This window comes from Amycolatopsis sp. NPDC000009 (assembly GCF_055563465.1).
This window is the reverse complement of the sequence record NZ_JBVHDI010000001.1, coordinates 1,087,890-1,113,180: the sequence shown is the minus strand read 5'-3', so window position 1 is coordinate 1,113,180 and position 25,291 is coordinate 1,087,890. Positions and strand designations below refer to the sequence as shown.

Here is a 25,291-nt window from a genome sequence, read left to right as displayed (position 1 = left end):
GAAAACACAGCCAGACGGTCAACGCGGTACGCCAAGTACTTCCAGCTTCTCGATCTCCGTCTCGGGGTCGAAGTCGGCGGGCGGGAACTTCGGGTCCATCTCCTCGATCGTCTCGATCAGGAGCCGCGCGACCAGCCAGTTGCGGTACCACTTCCGATCGGCCGGGACGGCGTACCAGGGCGCGGCCGCCGTGGAGGTCTTGGCGAAGATGTCGGCGTAGGCCTTCTGGTAGTCGTTCCACTGGGCACGCGCGTCGAGGTCGGCGGGGTTGTACTTCCACCACTTCGCCGGGTTCTCGAGCCTCGCCTTGAGTCGCTTAAGCTGCTCCTCCGGCGAGATGTCGAGGAAGACCTTCACGATCGTCGTGCCGGCGTCGGTCAGCTCCTTCTCGAACGCGTTGATCTCGGCGTAGCGTTTGCGCCATTCCGCCGCGGGCACCAGCTTCTGGACGCGCGGGACCAGGATGTCCTCGTAGTGGGAGCGGTCGAAGACACCGATCTGCCCCGGCCCCGGGAGCTGTTTGCGGATCCGCCACAGGTAGTGGTGACGCCGCTCCGTCGCGGTCGGCTTCTTGAACCCGGCGTACCGCACACCCATCGGGTTGACCAGGCCGAGGACGTGGCCGACGGTGCCGCCCTTGCCGGAGGTGTCCATCCCCTGCAGGACCAGCAGGACACTGCGGTTTCCCCCGCCGACGCCCTCCGCGTACAGGGCCTCCTGCAGTTCGGCGAGCCTGCCTCCGGCGTCGGCGAGGTCTTTGAGCCCCTTGGGCTTCTTGGTCGGCCCGATCGGGAACGAGCCGGGATGGTGCCGCTCGGCGCCCTTGCCGATCCTCAGCGTGTCCCGGACGGAGACGGTGTCCTTTTTCGCCATCCGGCGACGATAACCGCGCTCCGGGCACCGCGCCTGTGGTGATCGAGTACGCCGATGCACGATTTCGCCACCCGAAGGAGTCGATACGCAATGAACAACGGGTCAAAGCAACGTTTCCCGGATGAAAGCAGCCGGATGGACATCTAACCTGAACGCATGACGACCGCCGACTTCATCGCGCTCGACGAGCAGTGGAGCACGCACAACTACCACCCGCTTCCGGTGGTGATCGCCACCGCCGAGGGCGCCTCGGTCACCGACGTCGAGGGCAAGACCTACCTCGACTTCCTCTCCGGCTACTCCGCGCTGAACTTCGGGCACCGCCACCCCGGGCTCATCGCCGCCGCGATCGAGCAGTTCGGCCGGGTGACGCTGACCTCGCGCGCCTTCCACCACGACCAGCTCGGGCTGTTCTGCAAGGAGCTCGCCGAGCTGACCGGCACCGAGATGACCCTGCCGATGAACTCCGGCGCGGAAGCCGTCGAGTCGGCGGTGAAGATCGCCAGGAAGTGGGCGTACCGGGTCAAGGGCGTCCCCGACGGGACCGCGGAGATCATCGTCGCGGGCTCCAACTTCCACGGCCGCACGACGACCATCGTGTCCTTCTCCACCGACGAGACCGCGCGCGCCGACTTCGGCCCCTTCACCCCGGGCTTCGTCACCGTCAAGTACGGCGACGCCGAGGCGCTGCGCGACGCCATCACCGAGCGCACCGCCGCGGTCCTGCTGGAGCCGGTGCAGGGCGAGGCGGGCGTGATCGTGCCGCCCGCCGGCTACTTCGCCGAGGCCCGGCGGCTGTGCGACGAGCACGGCGTCCTGCTGATCGCCGACGAGATCCAGTCCGGACTCGCCCGCACCGGCACCGTCCTCGCGCTCGACCACGAGGGTGTCCGTGCCGACGTCTACACGCTGGGCAAGGCGCTCGGCGGCGGCATCATGCCGGTCTCGGCCGTCGTCGGGAGCAAGGACGTGCTCGGTGTGCTGCGGCCGGGCGAACACGGCTCCACCTTCGGCGGGAACCCGGTCGCGTGCGCGATCGGCCGGGCCGTGGTCGGTCTGCTGAAGACCGGCGAGTTCCAGGAGCGCTCGCGGGAACTGGGCGCCCATCTGCACTCGCGGCTCGGCGAACTGGTCGGCAACGGGCTCGCCGAGGTCCGCGGGCGCGGGCTCTGGGCCGGGATCGACATCGCCCCCGGCGGGCCGACCGGCCGGGAGGCGTCCACGGCGCTGGCCGAACGTGGCGTCCTGTGCAAGGAGACGCACGACCACACGCTGCGGATCGCGCCGCCGCTGGTGATCGGCCGCGAGGAACTCGACCGCGGTATCGACGCCATCACGGAGGTCGTCAAGACGCGGTGAACCTTTCGGACGGGTTGTACGTTGCCTGTCCATGGGAGAAGAGCGGGAGTGGGTGGAGCGGCCGCTGGTCGGCACCGAGTCGGTGTCGCCGGAAGACTGGTCCGCCAGGGGTAAGGCGCTGCGGGCCGAGGCGCCGACGTCCGCGCACGATCACGCGGCCGCGGGCGAAGGACGGCCGAGTGTGGCGGAGTTCTTCGCGCGGAGCAACGAAGGCCGCCTGCCGGAACTGGTGGAACTGCGGCGCGAGCGCATGCTCGCGTCGCCGTTCACCTTCTACCGCGGCGCCGCCGGGCTGATGGCCGCGGATCTGGCGGGTTCGCCGTCGTCCGGGCTGACGGCGCAGCTGTGCGGGGACGCGCACGCCGCGAACTTCGGGCTGTACGGCACGCCCGAAGGCCAGATCGTCATGGACATCAACGACTTCGACGAATCCGTGCCGGGCCCGTGGGAATGGGATCTCAAACGGCTCGCCGCGAGTCTCGTCCTGGCCGGACGCGAGGGCGGTATCGGCGAATCGGGCTGCCGTGAAGCCGCCGAGGACGCGGTGAAGTCGTACCGGCGCACCATCCGGGGGCTGGCGGACCTGCCGTTCCTGCGGTCGTGGAACGCGCTGCCGGACGCGTCGGTGCTGAGCAAGGTCAAGGCGCACGACCTGATCGACGACTTCGAGGAAGCGGCCGAGAAGGCGCGGAAGAACACCAGCGCCAAGGTCACCGCGAAATGGACCCGGCGGATCGACGACCACGAGACCGGTCTCGAACGGCACCGCTTCGTCGAGGACCCGCCGGTGCTCACGCACGTCGACGACGCGACCGCCGAAGCGATCGTCGGCGGACTGGTGTCCTATGTGGACACGCTCCGCGAGTCACGGCGGACGCTGATCGCGCGGTACCGGGTGTCCGATGTGGCCTTCCGCGTGGTCGGCACCGGCAGCGTCGGGCTGCGCAGCTACGTGGCGCTGCTGCACGGGAACTCCGGCGAAGACCTTGTCCTGCAAGTGAAACAGGCCATCCCGTCGGCGCTCGCGCCGTTCCTCGGCCTGCCCGCCCCGGAGCACGAGGGGCGGCGGATCGTCGAGGGAGCGCGGCTCGTGCAGGCCGAGACGGACATCCTGCTCGGCTGGACGACCATCGACGGCGTGCCGTACATCGTGCGGCAGTTCCGGAACCTCAAGGGCGACATCGACCCGGCGGAGCTGAAGAGGGATCACCTCGACGACTACGGCCGTCTGGCCGGCGCGTTGCTCGCACGGGCGCACGCGCGGTCACTGCATCCGCGGATGCTGGCGGGCTACTTCGAGGACGACGAAGACCTCGACGAGGCCATCGGTGCCTACGCCTTGCGATACGCGGATCAGACCGAAGCCGACTTCGCCGCCTTCGCCGCCCTCTGACCCCCTTACGCATTTAGTCCTCTAAATGCGCCCTGGAACACCAGCCCCACGCATTTGTCGAGGGGCAGGCCGTCTTGCGCCCGATTGGCGTCATGATGTCCGGTTCTCGCGGGGATCGTGAGTGGTAAGGACGGTTAGAACGATCATTACCACTCACGACCCCCGCGCAAGGCGCTCAAATCGGGCACACGGGTGAGTCTTGGTGTCCCTTGTGGACGGTGCGGTCACGATCAGCCCGGCCGGCCGGTCCCCGGCACGGCAAGACGCCACTTCGCCCCCGCATTTAGTCCTCTGAATGCGGGGGGCTCAAACCAGGGCCAGGACGTCGTCCGCGCAGCCCCACGCCACCGTGATCCCCGCGCCACCGTGCCCGTAGCAGTGCACGACCCGGTCGTCCCGCTCCAGCCGCACCTCGGGCCGGAACGGCCGCAGGCCCACCTTCGCGCCCAGCACGGGCGCGTCGGCCAGCGCGGGCACGAGTTCCCGGCACCGCCGCACGATGTCGGCGGTCACCCCGGGATCCGGTTCGACGGAGTCACGCCCCGGCTCCTGCGTGCCGCCGCAGACGACGTGCCGTCCGTGCGGGATCACGTGCCGCAGCACCGGGGTGGCCCCGTCGACGATCCATTCGGTGAGTCCCGGGTCGGCGAGGTGGACGACCTGCCCGCCGACCGGCACCACGGTGCCGTCCCCCGCGAGCCGCCCGCCACCGAGCCCGGCGGCGTTCACGACGAGGTCCGCGTCGAGGTCGTCGAGCCTTGAGACGGTGCGGTGTTCGGTGCGCGCGCCCAGCGCGGCGACCTGTCCGGCGAGCCAGGCGAGGTACACCGGGGTGTCGACCAGCGCGGTCGTGAAGGTGAGGCGTCCGGGTTCGTGGTCGAGGCCGGGCATCGACAACGCCCACGACGGCAGCGGCGCCTCGCGCGGGACGAGGTAGGTCCCCCGGGCCATGCGGACCCCCGGCGCGCCCAGGGCGCGGTACTCCTCGACGCTCGTCGCGGTCCAGCGGTCGACCCGGTCGGAGTTCGCCGACAGCGGCGGGAAGAGCACGCCACCGGCGACCGCCGACGTCGTCTCCCCAGGGGCCGCGTCGGTGACCACCGTGACGTCGTGCCCGGCCGCGGCTAGCCGGTGCGCGCAGCTGAGCCCGATCACGCCGCCGCCGACCACACTGATCCGCATCGAAAGCCCCCTTCGTCCTCGCGAGCCGTCCCTGCATGGTGACTGATCACCCGTCACGTAATCTCGCCGGATGAGCGGACGAGGGCCGTACGGGCCGGTCGCGGTGGCCTGCGCCGTGATCATGGTGGTGCTCGGCCTGCTGGTCTCCGGCGAAGGCCCGTCCGTCCCCGACGAGCTCGCCACCCGGTGGGTGGAGCGCTCCTTCGGCCCGGACACCGCCCTCCTGCGGCTCCTGGTGCTGCCGACCGAGGCGTACGTCCTGATCCCGGTTGCGGTCCTCGCCGCCGTGCTCTGCCTGGTCGGACGGCGCAGGCCCGAAGCTGCGCTGACCATCCTGGCCCCGCTCATCGCGATCCTCGCGAACACCTGGGTGCTCAAACCGCTCTTCGGCCGCTGGAAGTACACCTATCTCGCCTACCCGAGCGGGCACACCGTCGCGCTGGTCGCGGTGCTGACGGTGCTCGTCCTGCTCGCCCGCCCCGGCGTCGCGACGGCGGTCATCTCGGCGGTGGGCGCCGTGGTGCTCTGCGGGGTCACGATCGGCATGCTCGGCCTCGGCTACCACTACCTGACCGACGTCGTGGGCGGGACGCTGTTCGCCGTCGCGACCGTGTGCGCGACGTGGATGCTGCTCAGCTGGGCTGCACGGCGTCGCGCGCCAGTGCCGTCAGACGGCTGACGGCGCGCAGGTACTTCTTGCGGTAGCCGCCGTTCACCATCTCCTCGGTGAACAGCTCCGGCACCGGCTCGCCCGAGACCACCAGCGGGATCGCGCGGTCGTAGAGCCGGTCGGCGAAGGCGACCAGCCGCAGTCCGACGTTCTGGTCCGGCACCGGGTGGATGTCGCGCAGATGCACCCGGGTCACGCCGTCGAGAAGCCTGCCGTAGCGCGAAGGGTGCAGACCGCCCAGGTGTTCGCACAACGCGTCGAAATCGTCCACTGTGGACTCGGGATGCGCGGCGGCGGAGGCTTCCAGCGCCTCGGGGCTCGCGGGCGGCGGCGCGTCCGGCAGGCCGCGGTGGCGGTAGTCCGGGCCGTCGACGCGGCAGACGCCGAACCGGGCGGACAGCGACTGGATCTCCCGCAGGAAGTCCGCGGCGGCGAACCGGCCCTCGCCGAGTTTGTCCGGCAGCGTGTTGGACGTCGCCGCCACGAACACCCCCGCCGAGATCAGTTCCTGCAGCAGCCGCGTGACGAGCATGGTGTCACCCGGGTCGTCGAGTTCGAACTCGTCGATCGCCAGGAACCGGTGTTCGGACAACCGCCGCACCGCCTCGGCGAACCCCAGCGCGCCGACGAGGTGCGTCAGCTCCACGAACGTCCCGTACGCCTTGGGCGACGGCGTCTCGTGCCACGCCGAGGCGAGAAGGTGTGTCTTGCCGACGCCGAACCCGCCGTCGAGATAGAGCCCCCTCGGCCCGGACGGCGCGTCGTCCCCGCCGCCGAAGAACGCGCGCAGCTTCGACTTCGGCTTCCGGTTCGACGCTTCCGCCACGCGCTTCGCGAACGCGCCACAGGTGACGACGGCCTCGGCCTGGCTCGGCTCGTCCGGGTTGGGCACGTACGTGGAGAACCGGACCGCGTCGAACCTCGGCGGCGGGACGAGCGCGGTGATCAGCTCGTCGGCGGACAGCTCCGGACGGCGATCGATCAGGCGGGCGGGCATTCGCCGAGCGTAACGGCACCGGCGTGGCGGGTTCACCCTCCCTGACCGGGCGTATCCCCCGCTCAGCGGTGCCGTCGGGCGCGTGCTGGGATGTCGGTGTGCAGCTTTTGTGGCCAACGACACCGGGCGATGCCGTCTCCGATGCCGATCTCGAACGGCTCTACGGATATCCGGAAGACCTGACCCGTCCCTGGGTCCAGGTCAACTTCGTCAGCTCCGCCGACGGCGCGGCGGCGGTCGACGAGCTGTCCGAGGGACTTTCCCATCCCGCCGACAAGCGGATCTTCCTGATGGGGCGGCTGCTCTCCGACGTGATCCTGGTCGGCGCGGGCACGGCGCGCGCCGAGGGCTACCGCGGCGCGCGCGTCACTCCCGAACGCGCCGCCCGCCGGGTCGCGCTCGGCCTTTCCGAGGTCCCGCCGATCGCGGTGGTGACCCGTTCCGGTGAACTCGACCCCTCGGGCCCGTTGTTCACCGACACCAAGGTCCCGCCGATCGTCATCACCACCGAGAAGGCGCCCCGCGCCGAGCTGGAGCGCGCGGGTGCCGAAGTGCTCGTGGCGGGGACCGACGACGTCGACCTCCACCGGGCGCTCACCCTGCTGAGTGAGCGCGGCCTGCGCCGGGTCGACTGCGAAGGCGGGCCGGCGCTGTTCGCCGACCTGATCGCCGCCGACCTCGTCGACCAGCTGTGCCTCACCGTCGCCCCGCTGCTGGCGGGAGCGGGCGAGAGCCGGATCGCCCGCGGCCACCCGTCCCCGGAACCGCGGCGGCTGGAACTCGCGTCCGTACTCGTCGAAGACGGTTTCACCATGCTGCGTTACCGCCGGGAGGGCGGGTGAGCGAGGCCGCGCCGGTTCCGGACGAGGAGCTGGTGACCAGGGCCGCCGCCGGGGACCACGGTGCGTTCGACACCCTGGTCCGGCGGCACACGCCCCGGATGTACCGGGTGGCGCTGCGGATCACCGGCAGCTCGTCCGAGGCCGAGGACGTCGTCCAGGAGGCCTGGCTCTCCGCGTGGCGGGCACTCCCCGGCTTCCGGTTCGAAGCCGCGGTGTCGACCTGGCTCTACCGGGTGACGACGAACGGCGCGCTCGGCGCGGTCCGGCGCCGGAAACCGACCGTGCCCCTCGACGAGGGCGACGCGGGTGTCGTGCCTGGTCCGGAGGGTCACGTGGTGAGCGCCGAGCGGGTCGGCACGGTGCTGCGCGCGATCGCCGAACTGGACGTCGGCCAGCGGATCCCGCTGATTCTGCGAGAATTCGAGGGGTTGACCTACGACGAGGTGGCCGAGGTGCTCGAAGTCAGCGTGCCCGCTCTGCGTGCCCGCCTGCACCGCGCGAGGGTGGCGCTGCTGGCGAAACTCGGCGACAACTTCCGACCCGGGGAACGGTGATGAGCGAGGATCCGCGCGACGACCCCCGGTGGCAGCAGGTGCGCGCCGCCGCGAGCCGTCCGGTACCGACGCCGCCGGGACTGGTCGAGCGGGTGCTCCGCTCGGTCGGCGGCGCCCGCGGCAGGCACACCACCGCACCGCTCGACCTGCCCTCGTCGGGCGGCAAGACCCAGGTGTCGGAACGGGCGCTGGTGCTGATGACCAGAAGCCTCGCCGCCGAGATCGGCCGCGAGCTCGGCGGAGTGCACGTCGCCGCCGTCGCGCTGGAAGAGGACGTGCTCCAGGTCCTGGTGACGATCCGGTTCGGCGTCGAGGCGGCGGTCGCGGACCTGTTGCGCCATCGGGTCAGTGCGGCCCTGACCGGTCAGCTCGGGTCCGCCCCGCCCGCGATCAACGTCCACGTCGTCGACGTGCACCCGGACTGAACCCTGCGCGAAGGCGTAACTCGCGTGCTTGGAGGCGTAACTCGCGTGTGCGGCCTCTGATCACGCGAGTTACGCCTTCAAGCACGCGAGATCCGTCCCTGAGCACGCGAGTTACGCGTTCGATCACAGCACTGATTACCCCATCCGGGGGACATCGCGTGACGGCTCGGCGTGCGCGCGTGTCCTGGTCGGTGAGAGCGTAGGGACCGCCGCGCGCGCAGGTCGCGCGGCACCGGTGCGAGAAGGAGCGAACTTCATGGCGCAGCCGAGCGCGAGCAAGCCCGACACCCCGGTGACGGGGTCGTCCCTCAACGAGGAAGGAGCCGCCGGCAAGACCACGATCTCGTCGGTGGTGGTGCAGAAGGTGGCGGGGCTCGCCACCCGTGAGGTCACCGGGATCCACGCGCTGGGCGGCGGGGTGTCCCGTGCCTTCGGCGCGATCCGCGAGCGCATCCCCGGTTCCGGCACGGTCACCACGTCCGGCGTCTCGGTCGAGGTCGGCGAGAAGCAGGCGGCCATCGACCTCGACGTGGTCGTCGAGTACGGCGCCCGCATCGTCGACGTCGCGCGGGCGGTGCGCCGCAACGTGATCGGCCAGGTCGAGCAGATCACCGGCCTCGAGGTGATCGAGGTCAACATCGCGGTCAACGACATCCACCTGCCCGACGAGGACGGCGGCGAGCCCGAGAGCTCGCGGGTCGAATGATGAACGGGACCCAGACCGGCCTGCTCGCCGGCCTCATCCTCGGCCTCGCCGCGACCCAGGGCTTCACCGCGTTCCTGGTGACGCTGGCCGTCGGCGTCATCGGCCTCGTCCTCGGCCGCGTGCTCGACGGCGAACTCGACCTCGGCGACCTGTTCGGCCGGGGCCGCGACAAATGACCGTCCCGTCCGAACCGGAGGACCGCGGCACCCTCACCATCGCGCCGTCCGTGGTCCGCAAGATCGCGCAGCACGCCGCGGACCAGGTCGACGGGACCACGCGCGCCGAGCGGCGGATCGCCGGGCTCGGCCTCGGGACGCACGGCGCGAGCGCGAAGGTCGGTGGTGAGGGCAACGACGTCGACCTCGTGCTCGACGTGGCGCTGCACTATCCGGCGCCGGTGCGGCGGATCGTCGGCGACCTGCGCGCCAGGGTCACCGAGGAGGTCGAGCGGATCACCTCGTACCAGGTGCGGGACATCTCGGTGAAGGTTTCCGCGCTCCTGCCCGACATCGCGCCCCGCGTCCGCTAGAAGGAGCGAACGGTTATGCGTTTGATCGTCCGCCTGCTGTCGGCCCTGATCGGGCTGGCGCTGGCCGCCGCCGGGGTCCTGCTGGCGCTGGAGGTCGGCTGGGGCTGGTGGCGGCCGGGCCGGGGCCCGCTGTTCCTGCCATGGGACGACTGGCGCGACAGGCTCGCGGAGGAGTCCTGGAACGCTTCCACCGTCCGGTATCTCGCGATCGCCGTGGCGGTCGTGGGGCTGCTGCTGATCATCGCGGCGGCCTCGGCCGGGCGACGCGCCATCCGGCTGACCGATCCGGCGAACGAGGTCAGCGTGACGACGTCGCCGCGTTCCCTGGCGAGGCTCGTCGGGGTCACCGTGCGCGCGCAGGACAACGTCGCGGGCGCGAAGGTCACGGCCACCGCCAAGAAGATCCGTGTCCGCGCGACGAGCAGGCTCGAAACCGAAGGCGAGCTGCGGCCGCGGCTGCTGGAGACGGTCTCCGGCCTGCTCGACGACGTCCCGTTGGTGCGGCGGCCGAAGGTGTCGGTCGTCGTCGACTCCCCGAAGGACCGCCGATGACCCGTTCGGTCTCCGCCAAGGCGCTCGGCCGGTCCACCGGCACGGAACGGACCTTGACCGTCCTCATCGGACTTCTCGCACTGCTCGCCGGGGCGGCGGTGCTCGTGGTCGGCGCGGGCTGGCTCGGCACGCACCGCGCCGCCCGCCCGCTCGTGGACCCGATCGCCCTCGACTGGCTGTCGCGGCACGCGCTCGTTTCCCGGATCGGCGCGATCGTGCTCGGCGTTCTGCTGCTGTGGCTGGGGCTGTGGTGGTTCTTCCGGTCGCTGCGCCCGGAGGGCCGCCCGGACCTCGAACTCGACGACGACCTGGTGGTGACCTCCTCGGCCATCTCCGACGCCGTCCGCGCCGACGCGGAGACGGTCGACGGGGTCGGGCGCGCCCGGGTCCGCGCGGTCGGCGACAAGGAGCACCCGGCGCTGCGGATCACGCTCTGGCTCGTCGAGGGCACCGACCTGAAACGGGTCTGGGAGCAGCTCGACCACACCGTGCTGGCCCGCGCGCGGGAATCGCTCGGGGTGGACGTGCTGCCGACGGCCGTCCGGATCGAACTCGACACGACAGCACCGCAACGGGTGCGCTGACCGCGCCGGTGCGGCGAGAATGGCCGTCATGTCGCTTCCCTTGACGCCGCCGATCAAACCGATGCTCGCCAAACCGGCGAAGGCGATCCCCGATTCCGGCGGGTTGCTGTTCGAGCCGAAATGGGACGGGTACCGCTGCCTGGTGTTCCGCGACGGCGACGAGCTGACCTTGCAGTCGCGGTCGGAGAAGCCGCTCAACCGGTACTTCCCCGAGGTCGTCGAACGGCTGAAGGCGGCGTTGCCCGAACGGATCGTCCTCGACGGCGAACTGGTGGTCGCCCGCGGCGGGAAGCTGGACTTCGACGCGCTCACCGACCGGGTCCACCCCGCCGAAAGCCGCATCAAGCTGCTGGCGGAACAGACGCCGGCGGAGTTCGTCGCCTTCGACCTGCTGGCGCTGGGCGACGAGTCCTTTCTGGACGAACCCACGTCGAAGCGGCGGGAGCGGCTGGAGAAACTGGCCTCCGACGGCGTCCACCTGACCCCGGCCACCGCGGATCCGGGTGTCGCGCGGCGCTGGTTCGAACTGTTCGAGGGTGCGGGGCTCGACGGCGTCATCGGCAAACCGCTCGACGAGCCGTACACGCCCGGCAAACGGGTGCTGCTGAAGTACAAGCACTCCCGCACCGCCGACTGCGTGCTCGCCGGGCTGCGCTGGCACGTCGACGGCGAACCGGGCGAGATGGTCGGCTCGTTCCTGCTCGGGCTCTACGACGAGGACGGCGTGCTGCACCACCCCGGCGTCGTCGGATCGTTCCCGGTCACCCGTCGGCGTGAGCTGGCCGAGGAACTGGCACCGCTGATCACCGACGGCGCCGATCACCCCTGGCTGGGTGACAACGTGCGGGAGAACCAGCGGATCCCGGGCGGCATCACCCGGTGGAAGTCCAAGGAAGCCCCGTGGGTGCCGCTGAAGCTGGAGAAGGTGGTCGAGGTCGGCTACGAGCACACGGAGGCCGGATATCCGTCGCGGTTCCGGCACACCGCGCAGTTCAAACGCTGGCGCCCCGACCGCGAGCCGTCATCCTGCACCTATGCCCAGCTGGAGGAGATCGCCCGCTATGACCTGGACGCGGTGTTCCGCGGCGAGGTGAAACGCACCCGCTAACCGTGTCCTGACATCCGACCTGCGAAGCTGGCGTTCCGAGCTTAGTCATGCCTTGGAAGTGAGGACCAGCCCGTGAGCACCGCCCGCCGCACGCCACGGCTGTTCCTGACGACCACCGTGGTGGCGGCCGTGCTCGCGGGCTGCACGGCCGGGCCGTCGGTGCGGCCGGCGGTGATCGACAACGACGGCAAACCGGATCCCGGCGGCCAGACGACGGCTCAGCAGGTCCCGCTGCCGCCGCTCACCGAACCTCGGTCGCCGTCGATCAAATGGGAGGACTGCGACGAAGCGACCCGGCAACGGCTCGGTCAGCCGTCCGTGCCGGACACGCTGAAGTTCTCCTGCGCCAGGGTGCCCACCACGCTCGACGCGCCGGATCTGCCCGGTCGCGGGCTCTCGCGGCTTTCGGTGGTCAAGACCGAGGGCGGGCCGATCCCGCTCGTCGTGGTCAACGACGTCGATGGGGAACCTGGGTCGCTGTACGCCGCGCGGCTGGCCGCGACGCTGCCGCCCGAGTTCCTGCGGAAGTTCTCGCTGATCGGCGTGGACCGGCGCGGGACGGGGACGTCCATGCCGGTGCAGTGCATCCCGGCGGAGATCCGCACCGACCTGCTCGGCGCCGATCCGGCCGCCACCGACCTCGAAGGTGTCGTCGACGCGGCACGCCGGGCGGGACAGCAGTGCGCCATCGAACTGGACGACTCGCAGGTCGCGATGGACAGCTGGCGGGCGGCGGGCGACCTCGAAGAACTCCGCGAGCAACTGGGGCTGGACAAGCTGCACGCGCTGGGCCGCGGCGACGGTTCGAAGGTCCTCGCCGAATACGCCGTGCGGTTCCCGGCCCAGGTCGGCCGGGTCATGCTCGACGGGCTGCCCGATCCCGCCCCGGACGCGGCCGCCACGCAGGAAGCCATCGCCGCGAGCGCGCAGGCGACCCTCGACGCGTTCGGCGCCGACTGCATCGCGAGGGGCTGCCCGATCGGCGACGCCCGCTCGGCCGTGACCGCCGTCGCGGACCGGCTCCGGTCGGCGTCCGCGACGACCACCGACGGCGAGGAGATCACCCCGGGGGTCGCGCTGTACGCCATCTACTCCGGGCTCGCGCAGCGCTCACGCTGGGTGGAACTCGCCGAGGCGCTCAAGAGCGCGCAGACCGGCGACGTCACGCCGCTGGCCGCGTTCGCCGAGCCGGTGCTGAAGGACACCAAAGCGCGGCCGTCACGGCTGGACGGCACGCTCGCGACCAAATGCAACGACAGCGCGACCCGGCTCTCGGCCGAGGAACTGACCCGCGCGACCACGGCCCTGCGCGACAAGTACCCGCAGTTCGGCGTCTTCGCCGCGCAGCAACTGGCCTGGTGCAGCCCGTGGCCCGTGCGCCGCGAACCGCTTCCGCCAGCGGGAGCGCCGGGCGCCCCGCCGATGCTCGTCGCGGGCACCGCGACCGACCCGGTCACGCCGGAGCAGGGCACCGGCCGGGCGGCCGACCAGATGCCGAGCGCGGTGACGATCACCTGGCAGGGGGCCGGGCACGGCGCGCTGACCCTCTCGCCGTGTGTCGCGGACGCGACGCGGGCCTTCCTGATCGACGGGAAGGTGCCCGTCGACGGGACCCTCTGCCCGGCCTGATCATGCTCCGGGTCCGGCGCTCACGGCACCCAGCCGCTCCGGCGCCGCGGCGCGTTGCGAAAGCCACTTTCGCAACGTTCAAGGTTGCGAAAGTGGCTTTCGCAACCCCACACCGCCGTCCCCGGCCCCGAAAACCGCTACTGCCGGTAGGACTCGACCTCGGAGATCGGCCGCGCCGTGGCCTGGTCCGGATCCTCGTCGAACTCCACACGCGCCCGCCGCTGCCGCAGCAGGTCCCAGCACTGGTCCAGCTGCTGTTCCACACTCGCGAGCCGGGACCGGTCGTCCGAGCTCAGCCCGGTGCCGATCGCCCGCGACCGGAGCTCGTGCTCCTCGCTGACCAGCTCGTCGATCCGGCTGAGGATGTCCCCGTCGGCCATCTGCGCCTCCTGCGAAACGTGGGTTGCTCCATCCGAGACGCTACGCGCACTCGCGGGAATGCGCGTCCCGCCCGATTCGTTACGCCGGACATGAGCACTGTGGAGCTGACCGCCGCCAACTTCGATCAGGTCGTGTCGGAGAACGACTTCGTGATCATCGACTTCTGGGCGGGCTGGTGCATGCCGTGCCGCCAGTTCGCACCGACCTACGAGAAGGTGTCGGGCAACCACGACGACATCGTCTTCGCGAGCGTCGACACCGAGGCCGAGCAGCAGCTGGCCGCGGCCTTCGACGTGCGGTCGATCCCCACGCTCGCGGTGATCCGCGACAAGACGGTCATCTACGCGCAGCCGGGCGCACTCCCGGAGAAGACGCTGGAAGACCTCATCCAGCAGGCGCGCGACATCGACATGGACAAGCTCAAGGAAGAGGCCCAGGAGGCCTGACGAGCATGGAGAAGGGGTCCTCCCCGGCGGGTTTCGCCGGGGAGGACCCCTTTGTCTTTCAGCGGAACGACGCCACCGGGGAGCGGGTCAGCCCCGGGTGGCGAGTCCGCGCAGGAAGAACGCCAGGTTCGCCGGGCGTTCCGCCAGCCTGCGCATGAAATAGCCGTACCATTCGTCGCCGTAGGGGACGTAGACGCGCATCGTCTTGCCGTCGCCCGCGATCCGGCGCTGCTCTTCGGGACGGATCCCGTACAGCATCTGGAATTCGTGGTCGTCCGCCTTGCGGCCCGCGTCGGCCGCGAGCTTCTCGGCGATCGCGATCATCCGCGGGTCGTGCGAAGCGACCATCGGATAACCCTTGCCCTGCATGAGGATCTTCAGGCAGCGCACGTAGGACCTGTCCACTTCGGACTTGTCCTGGAACGCGACCTCCGCGGGTTCGGCGTACGCGCCCTTGCACAGCCGGACGCGGGAACCCTCGGTCGCGAGGTCTCGGCAATCCTGCTCGGTGCGCCGCAGGTAGGCCTGCAGCACCGCGCCGACCCACGGGTACTCGGTGCGCAGCTCCCTGAGGATGCCCAGCGTCGAGTCGGTGGTGGTGTGGTCCTCCATGTCGAGGGTCACCGTGGCACCGACCGCTTCGGCCGCCGCGCAGATCTTGCGCGCGTTCTCCAGCGCGACCTTCTCGCCGTCGACGGGGAGGAACTGCCCGACGGCGGACAGCTTCACCGAGACGTCCGCGCCGAACGCGAGGCCGTCGGCCGCCAGCGCGGTCAGCAGTTCCTCGTAGGCGCGGACCGTGGTCGCGGCCTGCTCGGCGTCGGTGGTGTCCTCGCCGAGGTGGTCGAGGGTCACGCGGAGGCCCTGGTCGGCCAGTTCGCGGACCACCCGGGCGGCGTCGGGCGTCTTCGCACCGGCGACGAACCGGCTGACCACCGATCGGGTGGCGGGGACGACCTCGACCAGCTTGCGCATCCGCTGGGATCGAGCGGCGGCGAGCAACGGGGCACGCAACATCACGGACTCCTGGAGATCTCAGCCCTGGTGGGGGTAACGGACGCTGGTGGGCGGAACGAAGGTCTCCTTGACCGAGCGCGGGCTCGTCCAGCGGAGCAGGTTGAACACCGAACCGGCCTTGTCGTTGGTGCCGGACGCGCGGGCACCGCCGAACGGCTGCTGGCCGACGACCGCGCCGGTCGGCTTGTCGTTGACGTAGAAGTTGCCGGCGGCGAAGCGCAGCGCCTCGGACGCCTTCGCGACGGCCGTGCGGTCGTTCGCGATGACCGCGCCGGTGAGCGCGTAGTCGGCGGTCTCGTCGACCAGCTTCAAGACGTTGTCGAAGCCCTCGTCGGTGTCGTCGTCGTAGACGTGCAGCGCGAGGATCGGGCCGAAGTACTCGGTGCGGAAGATCTCGTGGTCCGGGTTGTCCGAGACCAGGATCGTCGGGCGCACGAAGTAGCCGACGCTGTCGTCGGCGGTACCACCGGCGATGACCTCGATCTCGGCGTCCTCGGCGGCGCTCTTCAGTACGGCGGCGTGCTTGTCGAAGGCGCGGCGGTCGATCACGGCGCCACCGAAGTTGTCCAGGTCGGTGACGTCGCCGTAGGTGATGGCCTCGGTCTCGGAGACCAGCTCGTCCTTCAGGCTCGCCCAGAGCGAACGCGGGACGTAGGCGCGGGACGCGGCCGAGCACTTCTGGCCCTGGTACTCGAAGGCGCCGCGGATCAGCGCGGTGCGCAGGATGTCGACGTCGGCGGAGGCGTGCGCGAGCACGAAGTCCTTGCCGCCGGTCTCGCCGACCAGGCGCGGGTACGTGCGGTAGCCGGAGATGTTGGCGCCGACGGTGGCCCACAGGTGCTGGAAGGTCGCGGTGGAACCGGTGAAGTGGATCCCGGCCAGGTCGCGGTGGGTCAGGGCGACCTCGGAGACGGCCTTGCCATCGCCCGGAAGCAGGTTGATGACACCCGGCGGCATGCCGGCCTCTTCGAGCAGGCGCATCAGCATGTGCGCGGCGTAGCTCTGCGTCGGCGACGGCTTCCACAGCACGACGTTGCCCATCAGCGCGGGCGCGGTCGGCAGGTTGCCGGAGATCGCGGTGAAGTTGAACGGGGTGATGGCGTACACGAAGCCCTCGAGCGGGCGGTGCTCCATCCGGTTCCAGATCCCGGGCGAGCTGACCGGCTGCTCGGCGAGGATCTGACGGCCGAAGGCGACGTTGAACCGCCAGAAGTCGATCAGCTCGCAGGCTGAGTCGATCTCGGCCTGGAAGGCGGTCTTCGACTGGCCGAGCATGGTGGCGGCGTTCAGCTTGGCGCGCCACGGGCCGGCGAGCAGGTCCGCGGCGCGCAGGATGATCGCGGCGCGGTCGTCGAAGGACAGCGCGCGCCAGCCGGGAGCGGCGGCCTTGGCGGCGGCGATCGCGTCGTGGGTGTCCTGCGCGGTCGCGCTGTGGATCACGCCCAGCACGGCCTTGTGGTTGTGCGGCTGGACGACCTCGATCTTCTCGCCGCCGCCCTTGCGCTGCTCACCACCGATGGTCGCGGTGATGTCGATCGGGTCGGCGTTGCCCAGCAACTTGAGCGCGCCCTCGAGTTCAGCACGCTCAGCGCTGCCCGGTGCGTAATTCAGCACCGGCTCGTTCTTCGGGGCGGGGGTCTGGGTCACGGCGTCCACTGACTGCTCCTGACTGCACTTCGCCGGGTAGAGGTCTCACCCCGAACGGTAGACCTGACGCCGCACTGAAGGCTTGTCCGACTGGCTAGAATCAGGGTGACCATCTTGTCCGATCGGCTTAATCGGTGATCAAGACGACTACCCAGACGACCCCCGGCGCTTCCCTGCGGCATGTCCTCGCCACGCTCGGTGAACCGCTGGTCAGGGTGCTCGCGGCCCCTGGCGGGCTCGGCGTCGGCGTGGAGGACGTCGTCATCCACGATCCGGAGGATCCGCCCGACGCACATCCGGGTGACCTCGTCCTGGTGATCGGCGCCCGCGGGCGGTCGGCGGCCGGCGCGATCCGGGCGGCGGGGCGGTCCGGCGCGGCCGCCGTCGCGGTCAAGAACGGCATGGCCGTCGTCAACGTCGCGACCGACGCGGGGGTCGCGCTGATCGAGGTCGGCCACGAGGCGCGCTGGGAGCAGGTCGAAGCGCTGGCCAGGGGCGTCGTCGACGCGGCCCGCGCGGGTGGCGAGGCGGACCACGGCGAGGTGCTCGGCGACCTGTTCTCCCTCGCGCAGACCATCGCGACGCTGACCGGCGGCCTGGTCAGCATCGAGGACACCGCGAGCCGCGTGCTGGCCTATTCGCGGGCGGGCGACGAGGTGGACGAGCTGCGCAGGCTCTCGATCCTCGGCCGCGAAGGCCCGGAACGCTACCTCGCGATGCTGCGCGAATGGGGCGTCTACCAGCGCCTTCGCGCCGGTGAGGGCATCGTCCGCATCGACGAGCGGCCCGATCTCGGTATCCGGCGGCGGATCGCGGCCGGGATCCACGCCGGCTCGCAGCCGCTGGGCACGATCTGGGTCCAGGAGGGCGCGCAGCCGCTCACCGAAAGCGCGGAGGTCGCCTTGCTCGGTGCCAGTCGCGCGCTCGCACCGCAGCTGATCCGGCACCGGACGCTGCCCAGCCCGGAGCTCCGGCTGCGGGAGGATCTGCTGGCGGGGCTGCTCGACGGCCGCCTCGACGCCGAGTCCGTCGCCGACGACATCGGCGCGGATCCCGGGAAACCGGCCATGGTGCTGGCGTTCTCGCTCCCCCGCGACCGCGCCGCGACCGACCGGCAGCTCCGGCGCGCGGAGCTGGTGCACCTGATCACCGTGCACACCGCCGCGTACCGGCGGAGCGCGCTGGTGAGCGTGATCGGTGGCCGGGTCTACGCGCTGCTGCCCGATCTGCCCGAGCACGCCGAACCACGGATCCTGACGCTGGCCAAGGAAATCGTCGGCACGGCGCAACGGCATCTTGACGTCCGGGTGCGCGCGGCGCTGGGCGGTGTCGTCCCCCGGCTCTCCGACGCGGCGGCCTCGCGCGGCGACGCGGACCGCGTGCTGGCGACGATGGCGCGCGGGCACGGGACCGCGGACGTCGCCTCGCTGGCCGACGTCCGTGCCGAGGTCCTGCTCTCGGAGGTGCTCGCTTTCCTGAGCGAGCAGCCGAGGATCCGCGATCCGCGGCTGACCGAGCTGGTCGCCCACGACGCCGAACACGGCGGAATCCTGGTGCCCGCCGTGCTCGCGTACCTCGAAGCTTTCGGTGACGTCCGGAAAGCCGCGCGCGAGCTGAACATCCACCCCAACACGGTGCGCTACCGGGTGCGCCGCGCGGGCGAGGTGTCCGGGATCGACCTGGACGACCCCGCACAACGCATCCTGACCCAGCTCCTGCTGCGCATTTAGTCCTCTGGATGCGGTCGTTGCGTGTGCAAGGACCGCATCCAGAGGACTAAATGCGGCAAGTCAGGCCGGGGTCAGGCTGCGAAGGCCGGCGACCTCGGCCAGCGCGCGATAGGAATCCAGCCGCTCCGCCTGGTCGAAAGTACTGGTGGTCACCAGGATCTCGTCGGCCCCGGTCTTGGCGACGAGATCGGCCAGCCGCTCGCCCACCTCGTCCGGGGTGCCGGCGAGCTGACCGTCGAGCGCCCGGTCCAGTTTCTCCTGGTCCCGTTCGGACAGTGACCTCGTGAGGATTTCCTCGACCGGCGACAACGGCGGGAAGACACCGTGCGTCCGCGAATAGACGGTCGACCACGCTTCGGGGATGAGCAGCCGTCGGGCCCGTTCGGCCGTCTCGGCGACCGCGATCGCCGTCGACACCACAACATACGGCCGCGACGCCTGCGGGGAAGGGCGGAATCCGGAGCGATATCCCTCGATGGCCTCAAGCAGCGGTCCCTCACCGCGGATCGGCGCGATCACCAGCGGCAGCCCCAGTTCCGCGGCCAGGCGCGCCCCGGCACCGGTGGCCAGCAGGAACGCGGGCACGCGCAGGCCTTCCGCGGGAATGGCGTGCACACCCGGATAGGTCGTCTGGTCGCCCGCGAGGAAGCCCAGCAGTTCGCGGACCTGGTCGCCGAAGCGATCGGCGTCGTCCTTCTCGTGCCCGAGGGCCTGCCGGACTCCGCCGGTGAACCCGACCGACCGGCCCAGCCCCATGTCGATCCGGCCGGGGAAGAGCGACTCGAGCACGCCGAACTGTTCCGCGACCACGAGCGGCCGGTGGTTCGGCAGCATCACGCCGCCCGTGCCGACCCGGATCCGCTCGGTCGCCGAGGCGACGGCGGCCGCCAGCACCGTCGGCGCCGAACCGGCGACGCCGGGCACGCTGTGATGCTCCGACACCCAGAACCGGTGATAGCCGAGCGCTTCTATGTCCCGCGCGAAGGCGACCGTGTCCCGCAGGGCGCGGGGCGCGTCGCCGCCGCGGCGGGTCGGGGACCGGTCCAGTACCGAAAGCGTGATCACCCTCGGCTCAACGCGTCCGGACCCGGCGGGCATTCCCCGCTCAGGGGCGCCAGCGCTCGCTGTAATCCGGGTGGTCGGCGTGCGGCAAGGCCAGCAGCCGCAGGGTCAGGCACCAGTTCGTCCCGGCCTCGTCGGCGGGCACATGGCAGGTCTCGCACCAGTACTCGTTGCCGTACAAGGGGAATCCGGGCACCTTCTCCGAGACCGTGGTGCGGTGGGCCTGCAGGAGCCGCCGGGTGGCCTCGATCTCGTTGATCATCTGATTGACCGTGTCGAGTTCGAGATCGTTGAGCGAACGGATCTTCTTTTCGATGACGACCTTGGTCTCACCGCGGGTGAGCGATTCGTTGATCTCGGTTTTCTTGACCGCCTGCATGATCAACGCCTGGCGTTGCCCCACACGCGCGGCGAGAAAGGCGATCAGGTCGTCCACGGGTACTCCTTCGTCCTCCCCCAGCCTAGTGTTCGGAGGGAAATGTCGCTGGCAGGAGGCCCGGCGTTACGGCCGGGTCCCGCGCGTCACACAGTCTCGTATCGATCCACCGCGCGACGGTGACTGGTTTCTGGATCGACACGAAAGCGCAATCACTCCGGGAGCAAAACGAAGAACAACGACGAATTGGTCACTGAAAACGCACACGTCGTCACGAAATGCGTTCCCACCGGCAAGCTGTCAGGCGGTGTCGTCCCGCGCCTTGCTCGGCTGGACGCGCTTCGGCTCGCCGGGCATCTTCGGGTAGTCCGGCGGATACGGCATCTCCCCGAGGCCGTGGTCACGCTCGTCCCGCGCGTACCACTCCAGCAGTGTCTCGATGCCGAACGCCTGCTCGTCCATCGCCGCGTGGAGGTCGCCACGCTCGTTGTAGAAGGCGCCGACGGTGAGGACGTCGAAGTCGTCCGGGTCCACCTCGGTCAGCAGATCCCAGGTCAGCGGCGTCGACACCGTCGCCCGCGATGTACCGCGGACCGACCAGGACGACGCCACCGTGCGGTCGCGGGCGGCCTGGTTGTAGTCGATGAAGACCCGGCCGCCGCGCTCTTCCTTCCACCACGCGATGGTCGCCTTGTCCGGGATCCGGCGCTCGACCTCGCGGCCCAGCGCGATCACCGCGTGCCGGACGTCGATGAAGTCCCACTCCGGCCGGATCCGCACCAGGACGTGCACGCCGCGGCCGCCCGAGGTCTTCGGGAAGCCGGTCAGCCCCGCCGAGTCGAGCACCTCGCGCACCACGCCCGCGACCTCGACCGCGTCGGCGAAACCCGCCTCGTCCGGCGGGTCCACGTCGATGCGGAGTTCGTCGGGGTGGTCGACGTCGGGCCGCCGCACCGGCCACGGGTGGAAGTCGAAGGTGCCCAGGTTCGCCGCCCAGGCGAACACGGCGGGTTCGGTCGGGCAGACCTCCTCGGCCGTCCGGCCGGACGGGAAGGTGATCTTCGCGGTCTCCACCCACTCCGGGGCGCCCTTCGGCACGCGCTTGGCGTAAAACCACTCGCCCTCGACGCCGTCGACATACCGCTTCAGCGTCGTCGGCCGCTCCCCGATCGCACGCAGCAACGGCTCGCCGACCGCGACGTAGTGCTCCACGACCTGGCGCTTCGTGATTCCCCTTGCCGGGAAGTACACCTTGTCCGGGCTGGACACGCGGACCTTCCGCTCGCCTACCTCGACCTCGATCGGCTCACCGTTCTTGGGCATGCGCCCACCGTATCGCCGATCAGGGCCGGGGATCGGTCTTCAGGATTGCCATCGTGACGACGTCATGCCACTCGCCGTCCCACCACAGCGCCTGTCGCTGAAGCCCCTCGCGGACGAACCCGGCCTTCTCGTACGCGCGCTGGGCCCGCGGGTTGTAGTCGAAGACCTCCAGCGAGACGCGATGCAGGCCGACGGCACCGAACGCGTAGTCCAGCAGCAGCCTTGTCGCCTCGGTGCCATAGCCCTTGCCGAAGAACTCCGGCCCGTTCAGCGCGATCCGGAACGACGCGGAGCGGTTGTCCTTGTCGACGTCGGTGAGCGCTAGATCGCCGACGTGCGCGCGATCCTCCTTGCGCACGATCGCGTAGTCCGCCCGGTCGTCGAGGCCGGTCCGCCCGGCGAGCCAGGTCCGGATCTGCTCGGGGGTGAATCGGGTGTGCGTACCGGTCAGCCGGATGGTTTCGGGCTCCTGCAGGGCCTCCCACGCGGTTTCGAAGTAGGTTTCGTCGAGCTGCGTGAGCACGACGTGGCCGCCGGTGAGTTCGGGCTGCGTCCGCAGCGCCTCGGTGTCGATCACAGCGGACACGGTACGGTTGACGCGGTGTCCGGCCGTACCAAATTAATCCTCGCGCTCACCGTGCTCGCCCTCTTCGTGGCGGCCGCGGTCCTGCTGCCGATCCCGAGTCCGGCCGGGCTGCGGGCCTGGGCGGCCGAGACCGGCCCGGCCACTCCCTTGGTCTTTTTCCTGGCCTATTCGGTGCTCACCGTGGCGCCGATCCCCCGCACCGTGTTCAACCTGGCCGGCGGGCTGCTGCTCGGCGCCACGACGGGCATCGTCGTCGGCATCCTGGCGACCACGGTCGCGTCCGGGCTCTCGTTCGCTCTTTCGAGGGCGCTCGGCCGCGACCTGGTCACCCGGCACCTGCACCGGGCGAAGGTCCGCGCGGTCAACGAGCGGCTTTCGGACGGCGGGGTCCTGGCGATCACGTCCTTACGGCTGATCCCGATGGTTCCGTTCGCTCCGTTCAGTTACCTGTGCGGAGTGTCATCGGTCCGTTTCGCCCCGTATCTGATCGGGACCGCGCTCGGCAGCCTTCCGGGGACGGTCGCGGTCGTCGTCCTCGGCGACGCGCTGACCGGGGAAACACCGCCCGCCCTGCTGATCTGTTACGCCGTGTTCGCCGCGGCGGGGGCCATCGGGCTGGTCAAGGTCTTCCGGCGCAAGGCCCGGCCGGTGCCCGATTCGAGCGAGGAAGAACAATTGCCCGCCTCCGCACCGGCGAGCTGACGGGGAGCCGAAACCGCCGCCCGCTACACTCGATCGGGTGCGCGGGACCTGTCAGGCCGCGTAGCGCCACCATCACCCGGAGAACGTGTCAGGAGCAGTCGCCATCGACACCGGTCAGCTGATCGCTGGGCACTATCGCCTGGTCGAGCAAATTGGTAGCGGTGCCATGGGGGTGGTCTGGCGTGCCATCGATGTCCGCCTCGAGCGCTCGGTGGCGGTCAAGCAGATCCTCCCGCAGCCAGGTGTCTCCGAAGCCGAACGCGACAACATGCGCCAGCGCGCCATGCGCGAGGCGAAGAACGCGGCCCGGTTCCAGCATCCGAACGCGATCGTGGTGTTCGACATCGCCGAACACGGTGGTGACCCCTGCCTGGTGATGGAATACCTGAACGGCCCGAGCCTCTCGGCGATCATCTCCGAGGAAGGCACGCTGCCGCTCGGGCGCGTCGCGAAGATCGGCGAGCAGGTCGCGTCGGCGCTGGTCGCCGCGCACCGCGCCGGGATCGTGCACCGCGACGTCAAGCCGGGCAACATCCTGATCGACGAAGCCGGCACCGCGAAGATCACCGACTTCGGTATTTCCCGCGCCGCCGGCGACATGACGCTCACCCAGACCGGCCTGATCGGCGGCACCCCGGCGTACCTCGCGCCCGAGCTGGCGCGCGGCTCGGACCCGGTGCCCAGCTCCGACGTCTTCGCGCTCGGCGCGACGCTCTACCAAGCGATCGAGGGCCAGACCCCGTACGGGAACAGCTCGAACCAGCTGGCGCTGCTGTACGCCGCCGCGAACGGCCAGATCAACCCGCCGCAGCAGGCGGGCCCCGCGACCGCGCTGCTGATGAGCCTCCTGCGCACCGAGCCGACCGAGCGCCCCAGCATGTCCGAGGCCAGGGAACGCCTCGCCGCGCTGGCGGCGAACGAATCCGCCGCGGGCACGGCGGCGTCGCCCCGGCTCTTCGGGGCGGGCGGCGGCAGACAACCGGCCGTGCCCGACACCCCGGGACACGGCCTTCCCGGCGGAGACCGGCCACCGTGGCAGCGGACCGACAAGCCGGCCCAGCCCGCCGCGGCGGCTCCGCCGCAGCCCGCCAAGACCCACCCGCCGACGGCCGCCTTCATCCCGATGCGCTCGCCGTCCGCCGCGCCGAACACGCCGCCACGCCCGGTCGCCGCGATGAGCCCGCCGCCGTCCGCGGCCGCCCCGATGCGGCCGTCCCCGGCCAAGCCCGCCGATGCCAAACGCAAGGCCGTCCTGTTCGCGGGCGCCGGTGCCGCGGTCGTGGTGATCGCCGTGATCGTGTTCCTGGTGCTGAATTCGAGCAACGGCGGCAACACCCAGGGCGGCAACAACGCCGGGGCGAACCCTCAGCCCGGCACCTCGGCGCCGCCGAAGAGCGGCTCGTCTTCGTCGCGTCCCGCGCCCGCGGGCCTGGGAAAGACCCCGAGCGAGAAGGTCACGAGCTACTCCAGCGTGGGGCAGTTCCTGCTGGACTTCTTCGACACCGACAAGATCGGGACCTCCGCGAGCTGGAACAAGCTCACGGACGCCGCGAAAGAGGTCTACGGCTCGGAGCAGGCTTTCGCCGAGTACTGGAGCACTCACAAGGTCACCGGTGCCGACACCGCGCGGGCGGACAGCGGCGGCGGAAACCCCGACGGCTCGATCGACATGAACATCACGCTCAACAAGGGACCGCGGCCGGCGCTGCGCGTGGTCCAGGTCGGCGGGCAGTACTACATCGACGCCGACACGCGAGTACTCGGCAACTGACGCAGCGTGGCGGTGGTGAGACCCGCCTCGCTGGTGGTAGGCCAATCGCCGCTCTTGGCTTACTGTTGCCGGTATGGCCGATAGCGGACCTTTCGGACCTGGCCAGAATCCTCGCTTCCAGGAGGACCTGGTAGGCCTCGACCCGTACGATCCCGAAGCCCGGGCCTTCGCCGAGCATCTGGACCGCATCGAACGCTGCGGCCCGAACTTCACCGTGGAGGCCTGCCTCGACGGTGTCTCCGATTTCGCCGACTCCAGCAACCGCCTCGGCGGTCTGCGCTGGTGGGTTTCGGCACTGGTCGTGGTCCTCATCGTGCTCGGCGTGATGGTCACCGCATGGGACATCATCGGCCGGGCCATCGCCTGGCTCGCGGGGTAACGTGGAACCGGTGAAAGGCATGAAACCCGTTGTCGGAGCCACGCCGCGCGTGGTCAAGTCCGAGCAGGAATGGCGGGAGCAGCTCAGCCCCGACGAGTACGCCGTCCTTCGCCAGGCGGGCACCGAGCGCCCCTTCACCGGTGAGTACACCGATGAGAAGACCACCGGTGTCTACCAGTGCCGAGCCTGTGGCGCCGAGTTGTTCCGCAGCGACACGAAATTCGAGAGCCATTGCGGCTGGCCGTCGTTCTACGACCCGGCCGACACCGACGCCGTCCTCCTCCGCGAGGACACCACCATGGGGATGCGCCGGATCGAGGTGCTGTGCAAGTCGTGCCACAGCCACCTCGGGCACGTCTTCGAAGGCGAGGGCTACGCCACGCCGACGGATCAGCGGTACTGCATCAACTCGATCTCGCTGAAGCTCGTTCCCGAGTCGTAACCGAACGAAGCGAACCACCGCCCTCC

At 70.5% G+C, this 25,291-nt stretch carries 29 protein-coding genes; 19 read left to right on the top strand and 10 right to left on the bottom strand.

Annotated elements, in window-relative coordinates; genetic code table 11:
• Positions 1–18: 18 nt before the first annotated feature.
• Positions 19–873 carry a PPK2 family polyphosphate kinase gene (locus tag ACZ3HL_RS05565; RefSeq protein WP_465528967.1) on the bottom strand — a complete coding sequence of 285 codons (855 nt, stop codon included), beginning with the start codon at positions 871–873 and terminating at the stop codon, positions 19–21.
• A gap of 156 nt (positions 874–1,029) precedes the next feature.
• Between ACZ3HL_RS05565 and rocD the strand changes: the two genes are divergently transcribed.
• Both rocD and ACZ3HL_RS05555 read left to right on the top strand, forming a co-directional pair.
• Positions 1,030–2,232, top strand: coding sequence for an ornithine--oxo-acid transaminase (gene rocD / locus ACZ3HL_RS05560; protein ID WP_465412258.1), 1,203 nt, complete (start codon positions 1,030–1,032; stop codon positions 2,230–2,232).
• A 31-nt stretch (positions 2,233–2,263) separates the two neighbouring features.
• The gene (locus ACZ3HL_RS05555; RefSeq protein ID WP_465528965.1) at positions 2,264–3,625 is read left to right on the top strand and encodes a DUF2252 domain-containing protein; all 1,362 of its coding nucleotides are present in this window, start codon (positions 2,264–2,266) and stop codon (positions 3,623–3,625) included.
• Between the two features lie 306 nt (positions 3,626–3,931).
• Here the strand turns inward: ACZ3HL_RS05555 and ACZ3HL_RS05550 are convergent, their stop codons facing one another.
• Complete coding sequence (locus ACZ3HL_RS05550) at positions 3,932–4,807, bottom strand: FAD-dependent oxidoreductase (RefSeq protein WP_465528963.1); 876 nt, start codon at positions 4,805–4,807, stop codon at positions 3,932–3,934.
• A 70-nt stretch (positions 4,808–4,877) separates the two neighbouring features.
• Here ACZ3HL_RS05550 and ACZ3HL_RS05545 point away from each other — a divergent pair, with 70 nt between their 5' ends.
• Positions 4,878–5,486, top strand: coding sequence for a phosphatase PAP2 family protein (locus tag ACZ3HL_RS05545; RefSeq protein WP_465528961.1), 609 nt, complete (start codon positions 4,878–4,880; stop codon positions 5,484–5,486).
• On the opposite strand, the gene zapE is transcribed toward ACZ3HL_RS05545, so the two are convergent.
• Positions 5,440–6,474, bottom strand: coding sequence for a cell division protein ZapE (gene zapE, locus ACZ3HL_RS05540; protein ID WP_465528959.1), 1,035 nt, complete (start codon positions 6,472–6,474; stop codon positions 5,440–5,442). The two genes, ACZ3HL_RS05545 and zapE, sit on opposite strands and share 47 nt — an antisense overlap.
• A 98-nt stretch (positions 6,475–6,572) precedes the next feature.
• Here zapE and ACZ3HL_RS05535 point away from each other — a divergent pair, with 98 nt between their 5' ends.
• From ACZ3HL_RS05535 to ACZ3HL_RS05490, 10 genes are all read left to right on the top strand, one after another.
• The gene (locus ACZ3HL_RS05535) at positions 6,573–7,316 is read left to right on the top strand and encodes a pyrimidine reductase family protein (protein ID WP_465528957.1); all 744 of its coding nucleotides are present in this window, start codon (positions 6,573–6,575) and stop codon (positions 7,314–7,316) included.
• Positions 7,313–7,870 (top strand): RNA polymerase sigma factor, encoded by a 558-nt coding sequence (locus tag ACZ3HL_RS05530; RefSeq protein ID WP_465412252.1) that lies wholly within the window; start codon positions 7,313–7,315, stop codon positions 7,868–7,870. The genes ACZ3HL_RS05535 and ACZ3HL_RS05530 overlap by 4 nt, the downstream gene beginning before the upstream one ends.
• Positions 7,870–8,295, top strand: coding sequence for a hypothetical protein (locus tag ACZ3HL_RS05525; protein WP_126731621.1), 426 nt, complete (start codon positions 7,870–7,872; stop codon positions 8,293–8,295). The genes ACZ3HL_RS05530 and ACZ3HL_RS05525 overlap by 1 nt, the downstream gene beginning before the upstream one ends.
• Positions 8,296–8,551: 256 nt before the next feature.
• Entirely contained in the window at positions 8,552–9,001 is a 450-nt protein-coding gene (locus tag ACZ3HL_RS05520; protein WP_465412251.1) for an Asp23/Gls24 family envelope stress response protein, read from the top strand.
• The gene (locus tag ACZ3HL_RS05515) at positions 9,001–9,177 is read left to right on the top strand and encodes a hypothetical protein (RefSeq protein WP_005157087.1); all 177 of its coding nucleotides are present in this window, start codon (positions 9,001–9,003) and stop codon (positions 9,175–9,177) included. The genes ACZ3HL_RS05520 and ACZ3HL_RS05515 overlap by 1 nt, the downstream gene beginning before the upstream one ends.
• On the top strand, positions 9,174–9,530 hold the full coding sequence (locus tag ACZ3HL_RS05510) for an Asp23/Gls24 family envelope stress response protein (RefSeq protein ID WP_465412250.1): 357 nt from the start codon (positions 9,174–9,176) through the stop codon (positions 9,528–9,530). Before ACZ3HL_RS05515 ends, ACZ3HL_RS05510 begins: the two co-directional genes overlap by 4 nt.
• A 15-nt stretch (positions 9,531–9,545) precedes the next feature.
• Complete coding sequence (locus ACZ3HL_RS05505) at positions 9,546–10,082, top strand: DUF6286 domain-containing protein (protein WP_465412249.1); 537 nt, start codon at positions 9,546–9,548, stop codon at positions 10,080–10,082.
• Positions 10,079–10,666 (top strand): alkaline shock response membrane anchor protein AmaP, encoded by a 588-nt coding sequence (amaP, locus tag ACZ3HL_RS05500; protein WP_465412248.1) that lies wholly within the window; start codon positions 10,079–10,081, stop codon positions 10,664–10,666. Before ACZ3HL_RS05505 ends, amaP begins: the two co-directional genes overlap by 4 nt.
• Positions 10,667–10,694: 28 nt before the next feature.
• A complete protein-coding gene (locus ACZ3HL_RS05495) occupies positions 10,695–11,774 on the top strand; it encodes an ATP-dependent DNA ligase (RefSeq protein ID WP_465528955.1) in 1,080 nt (359 codons plus the stop codon).
• Positions 11,775–11,846: 72 nt separating this feature from the next.
• The gene (locus tag ACZ3HL_RS05490) at positions 11,847–13,403 is read left to right on the top strand and encodes an alpha/beta hydrolase (RefSeq protein WP_465412246.1); all 1,557 of its coding nucleotides are present in this window, start codon (positions 11,847–11,849) and stop codon (positions 13,401–13,403) included.
• A gap of 137 nt (positions 13,404–13,540) precedes the next feature.
• On the opposite strand, the gene ACZ3HL_RS05485 is transcribed toward ACZ3HL_RS05490, so the two are convergent.
• Positions 13,541–13,783, bottom strand: coding sequence for a DUF2630 family protein (locus ACZ3HL_RS05485; protein WP_465412245.1), 243 nt, complete (start codon positions 13,781–13,783; stop codon positions 13,541–13,543).
• A 90-nt stretch (positions 13,784–13,873) separates the two neighbouring features.
• On the opposite strand from ACZ3HL_RS05485, the gene ACZ3HL_RS05480 reads away from it, so the two are divergent.
• The gene (locus tag ACZ3HL_RS05480) at positions 13,874–14,230 is read left to right on the top strand and encodes a thioredoxin family protein (RefSeq protein ID WP_020637318.1); all 357 of its coding nucleotides are present in this window, start codon (positions 13,874–13,876) and stop codon (positions 14,228–14,230) included.
• Positions 14,231–14,317: 87 nt separating this feature from the next.
• On the opposite strand, the gene ACZ3HL_RS05475 is transcribed toward ACZ3HL_RS05480, so the two are convergent.
• Together ACZ3HL_RS05475 and pruA are read right to left on the bottom strand one after the other, a co-directional pair.
• Entirely contained in the window at positions 14,318–15,247 is a 930-nt protein-coding gene (locus ACZ3HL_RS05475; protein WP_465528954.1) for a proline dehydrogenase family protein, read from the bottom strand.
• An 18-nt stretch (positions 15,248–15,265) separates the two neighbouring features.
• Positions 15,266–16,903 (bottom strand): L-glutamate gamma-semialdehyde dehydrogenase, encoded by a 1,638-nt coding sequence (gene pruA, locus ACZ3HL_RS05470; protein ID WP_465412243.1) that lies wholly within the window; start codon positions 16,901–16,903, stop codon positions 15,266–15,268.
• A gap of 128 nt (positions 16,904–17,031) precedes the next feature.
• Here pruA and ACZ3HL_RS05465 point away from each other — a divergent pair, with 128 nt between their 5' ends.
• The gene (locus ACZ3HL_RS05465) at positions 17,032–18,624 is read left to right on the top strand and encodes a PucR family transcriptional regulator (protein WP_465529127.1); all 1,593 of its coding nucleotides are present in this window, start codon (positions 17,032–17,034) and stop codon (positions 18,622–18,624) included.
• A gap of 60 nt (positions 18,625–18,684) precedes the next feature.
• On the opposite strand, the gene ACZ3HL_RS05460 is transcribed toward ACZ3HL_RS05465, so the two are convergent.
• From ACZ3HL_RS05460 to ACZ3HL_RS05445, 4 genes are all read right to left on the bottom strand, one after another.
• Positions 18,685–19,722, bottom strand: a complete 1,038-nt coding sequence (locus ACZ3HL_RS05460) for an LLM class flavin-dependent oxidoreductase (protein ID WP_465412242.1) — start codon at positions 19,720–19,722, stop codon at positions 18,685–18,687.
• A 7-nt stretch (positions 19,723–19,729) separates the two neighbouring features.
• Complete coding sequence (locus ACZ3HL_RS05455; RefSeq protein WP_034318123.1) at positions 19,730–20,122, bottom strand: DUF6221 family protein; 393 nt, start codon at positions 20,120–20,122, stop codon at positions 19,730–19,732.
• 240 nt (positions 20,123–20,362) lie between these two features.
• Positions 20,363–21,385 (bottom strand): DNA polymerase domain-containing protein, encoded by a 1,023-nt coding sequence (locus ACZ3HL_RS05450; RefSeq protein ID WP_465528952.1) that lies wholly within the window; start codon positions 21,383–21,385, stop codon positions 20,363–20,365.
• 19 nt (positions 21,386–21,404) lie between these two features.
• Positions 21,405–21,962: a GNAT family N-acetyltransferase gene (locus ACZ3HL_RS05445; protein WP_465528950.1), complete on the bottom strand. Its 558-nt coding sequence runs from the start codon at positions 21,960–21,962 to the stop codon at positions 21,405–21,407.
• 24 nt (positions 21,963–21,986) lie between these two features.
• Between ACZ3HL_RS05445 and ACZ3HL_RS05440 the strand changes: the two genes are divergently transcribed.
• The 4 genes from ACZ3HL_RS05440 to msrB all read left to right on the top strand — a co-directional run bounded on the left by ACZ3HL_RS05440 (position 21,987) and on the right by msrB (position 25,265).
• Positions 21,987–22,673 carry a TVP38/TMEM64 family protein gene (locus tag ACZ3HL_RS05440; RefSeq protein WP_465528948.1) on the top strand — a complete coding sequence of 229 codons (687 nt, stop codon included), beginning with the start codon at positions 21,987–21,989 and terminating at the stop codon, positions 22,671–22,673.
• Between the two features lie 166 nt (positions 22,674–22,839).
• Positions 22,840–24,444 (top strand): serine/threonine-protein kinase, encoded by a 1,605-nt coding sequence (locus tag ACZ3HL_RS05435; RefSeq protein ID WP_465529125.1) that lies wholly within the window; start codon positions 22,840–22,842, stop codon positions 24,442–24,444.
• A 73-nt stretch (positions 24,445–24,517) separates the two neighbouring features.
• On the top strand, positions 24,518–24,823 hold the full coding sequence (locus ACZ3HL_RS05430) for a hypothetical protein (protein WP_016333002.1): 306 nt from the start codon (positions 24,518–24,520) through the stop codon (positions 24,821–24,823).
• A 19-nt stretch (positions 24,824–24,842) separates the two neighbouring features.
• Positions 24,843–25,265, top strand: coding sequence for a peptide-methionine (R)-S-oxide reductase MsrB (msrB, locus tag ACZ3HL_RS05425; RefSeq protein WP_034318341.1), 423 nt, complete (start codon positions 24,843–24,845; stop codon positions 25,263–25,265).
• Positions 25,266–25,291: the final 26 nt, after the last annotated feature.